Genomic DNA, 3,940 nt, shown 5'->3' with positions numbered 1-3,940 from the left:
TCCGTGGATGGAACGGTAACCACCCTGACGAACACCTATGCACCGGAAGAAACAAGCGTAAGTGTAAGGAAGGTATGGACAGACAGCGACAACCAGGACGGAATCAGACCTGCAAGTGTGACAGTACAGCTTTATGCAGACGGAACAGCAAGCGGAGCCCCGGTAGACCTGAATGCAGCGAATAATTGGAGCCACACCTGGAGCGGACTTGCGAAGAAAGCAAATAAGACCGACATTAAATATACGGTGGACGAAGTGAGCGTACCAGAAGGATATACCAAGACGGTAAGCGCAAATGAAGCCAAGACGGAATATGTGATCACCAATACCCATGTGACCGAGACAACAGAAGCAACGGTCAAGAAGGTATGGAACGACAGCAATGATCAGGACGGAAAACGCCCGGCTAAACTGACCGTAAACCTGATGAATGGAAATACAGTAGTGTCTACGGTAACCCTGAGTGAAGAGAACGGCTGGGAAGCAACTGTATCCAACCTGCCAAAGAAGGAAAACGGAACGGTCATCAGCTACAGCTGGAGCGAGGGAAGCATGCCGGAAGGCTACAGCCTTGAAGGAAGTGTGACAAGCGGAACTGTAACCACGCTGACTAATAAATATGCGCCGGAAGAGACCAGTGTAAGCGTAAGAAAAGTATGGACGGACAGTGACAACCAGGACGGAATCCGTCCAGACTCCATCACCGTACAGCTGAAAGCAGACGGTAAAGAGAGCGGAGAGCCGGTAGAGCTGAATGAGGCAAACAACTGGACCCATACCTGGAATGGTCTTGCGAAGAAGGCAAGCGGAACCGAGATTGAGTACAGTGTAGACGAAGTAAGCGTGCCGGGAGGCTATACTAAGACGGTAACAGCCAATGAAAACAAGACGGAGTATACGATCACAAATACCCATGAAACTGAGAAGACAGAAGCAACGGTCAAGAAGGTATGGAATGATAGCAACAACCAGGACGGAACCCGCCCGGTTGAACTGACCGTAAACCTGATGAATGGAAATGCAGTAGTGGATACTGTAACTTTGAAAGAAGCGAATGACTGGAGCGCAACTGTAGGGAATCTGGAAAAGAAGGCTGGTGGAAAAGATATCGAGTACACCTGGACAGAGGGAAGCATGCCAGAAGGCTACAAACTGACCGACACCAGAAAGAACGGAACTGTAACCACCCTGACTAACACCTACGCTCCGGAAAAAGTTTCCATCACTGGAACAAAGACCTGGAACGACGCGAATAATCAAGATGGCAAACGTCCAACCAGCATCAAGATCAGCCTTTTTGCAAATGGAAATGTAGTGAAGAGCCTTGATGTAACAGCAGCAACCAACTGGACGTATAGCTTCACAGACCTGCCGAAGTACGAAGCAGGAACTGAAATCAAGTACACAGTAGGAGAGGAAGCAGTTGCAGATTATGAGACTAAGGTAGAAGGCTACAACATCACCAACACTCATAAACCAGCAACCCTCGACATCACCGGAACCAAAACCTGGAACGATTCCAACAACCAGGATGGCAAACGTCCAAAGAGCATCACCGTCAACCTTCTTGCAAATGGCATAATTACAGACACCAAGACCGTAACAGCTGACGATAACTGGACCTACAGCTTCGCCGATCTGCCGAAATATGCAAATGGTCAGGAAATTACCTACACGGTAAGCGAGCTTACCGTACCTGGTTATACAACAACTATTGATGATAATTACAACATCACCAACAGCTACACCCCAGGTGAGACCAGCGCGTCTGTAACCAAGATCTGGGATGACGCTGACAACCAGGATGGCATTCGTCCAGAGAGCATTACCGTAGCTCTCCTTGCAAATGGAACGCCAACTAACAAAACTGTTACTCTTACTGCTGCGAACAACTGGACACAGACGATAACTGGTCTTCCGGAAAAAGCAGATGGAGAGTATATCACCTACACCTGGACCGAGGTTAATGTTCCAGAAGGCTACAGCTTGACAGGAACTTCCAAGAACGAAACGGTAACCACTCTGACCAATACTCATACTCCAGAGCTTACTTCCATCACCGGAACCAAGACCTGGAAAGATGCAGATAATCAGGATGGAAAACGTCCAGAGAGCATTACCGTAAACCTTTTTGCAGACGGAACTAAGCTTAAGAGCCAGAGTGTAAGTGCTGATGCAGACGGAAACTGGAGCTACAGCTTCACAGACCTTCCGAAATATGCAAACGGACAGGAAATCACTTACACCGTAACTGAGGATGCAGTCGATGGCTACACAACCGAGAGTGATGGCTATAATTTCATTAACACTCATCAGCCAGAGACCACCGAGATTACCGGAACCAAGACCTGGAACGATGCAAACAACCAGGATGGCAAGCGTCCGGAAAGCATCACTGTAATCCTTCTTGCAAATGGCACAGAGAAAACTCGCCAGGCCGTAACTGCAGACGAAGCAGGAAACTGGACTTACACCTTCAAAGATCTGCCGAAATATGCAAACGGCCAGGAAATCACCTACACCGTAGCTGAGGAGGAAGTAACTGATTACACTACAACCTACGATGGCAGCAACATTACCAACAGCTACACTCCAGGAAAGACCAGTGCAACAGTAACCAAGATCTGGAACGACGCTGAAAATCAGGATGGAAAACGTCCGGAGAGCATTACCGTAAGTCTTCTTGCAGACGGTAAAGAAACCGGAAAGACCGTTACCCTGAGCGTCGAGAACAATTGGAAACAGACTATATCTGACCTTCCGGAAAAAGCAGACGGAAAAGCAATCGAGTACACCTGGACAGAGGAAACTCTCCTAGAAGGTTACGAACTTACCGACAACAGCAAGAACGGAACTGTAACTACTCTGACTAACACCTACGCTCCAGAAACAACTTCCATCACCGTAACCAAGACCTGGGATGACGCAGACAATCAGGATGGCAAGTGTCCAGAGAGCATTATCGTCAACCTTCTTGCAAACGGAGAGATCGTAGCAAGGCAGACGGTAAAAGCAGACGAAGCAGGAAACTGGACCTACACCTTTAAAGACCTGCCGAAATATGCAAATGGCAAGGAAATTACCTACACTGTAACCGAGGAAGCAGTGGAAGGCTATGAAACAAGTGTAGACGGATTTAACATCACCAACACTTACACAACCGAGACAACTGAGGCGAAGGGCTCCAAGACCTGGAACGATGCCGACAATCAGGATGGCAAACGTCCGGAGAGCATCACTGTAAGACTTCTTGCAAACGGCGAGGAGAAGGACAGCCAGACCGTAACCGCAGACGAAAATGGAAACTGGACCTACAGCTTCGAAAAACTGCCGAAATATGAGGCTGGAAAAGAAATTCTATACACGGTAACCGAGGATGCAGTTGCAGATTACACAACTGAGATCACCGGCTACGATATCACCAACAGCTATGCGCCAGGAAAGACCAGCGTCACAGTTACCAAGTCATGGGCTGATAACGATGACCGCGGCGGTCACAGACCGAAGGAAATCAAGGTTCAGCTGAAAGCCGATGGAGAAAACAGCGGCGAGGAAATTACCCTGAACGCAGAGAACAAGTGGACTTACACCTGGTCCGAACTTGATGAGAAGAAGGCTGGAAAGGATATTGTCTACACAGTAGAAGAAATTGGCAAAACAGCTGGTTATATTTCCGCAGTAACAGGAAATGCCACAGAAGGATTTATCATTACCAATACAATCACATCTGTTAAGATCAGCAAAGTGGATATTACCGACCAGAAAGAACTGGCAGGTGCTCATATCCAGATCCTTGACAAAGATGGAAATGTAGTAGACGAGTGGGATTCCACCTGGGAATCTCATGAAGTAACAGGTCTTAAGACCGGTGAGAAATATACCCTTCGCGAGACCGTAGCGCCAGATGGCTATACTATTACAGCTGACACAGTCTTTAGCC

General features: G+C 47.9%; 1 protein-coding gene. It reads left to right on the top strand.

Annotated elements, in window-relative coordinates; all coding sequences use genetic code 11:
- Nucleotides 1–3,940, top strand: a 3,940-nt coding sequence (locus tag AB5170_RS14595) for a Cna B-type domain-containing protein (RefSeq protein WP_368365087.1), incomplete at both ends; no start/stop codon positions are given.

Origin of the sequence: Ruminococcus sp. RTP21484sp1_RTP21281st1_A8_RTP21281_210402 (genome assembly GCF_040914025.1) — a bacterium.
Lineage (GTDB): Bacteria > Bacillota > Clostridia > Lachnospirales > Lachnospiraceae > Blautia_A > Blautia_A faecis.
Note: the sequence above shows the minus strand (reverse complement) of the source record. Positions and strands in the feature narration are given on the sequence as shown.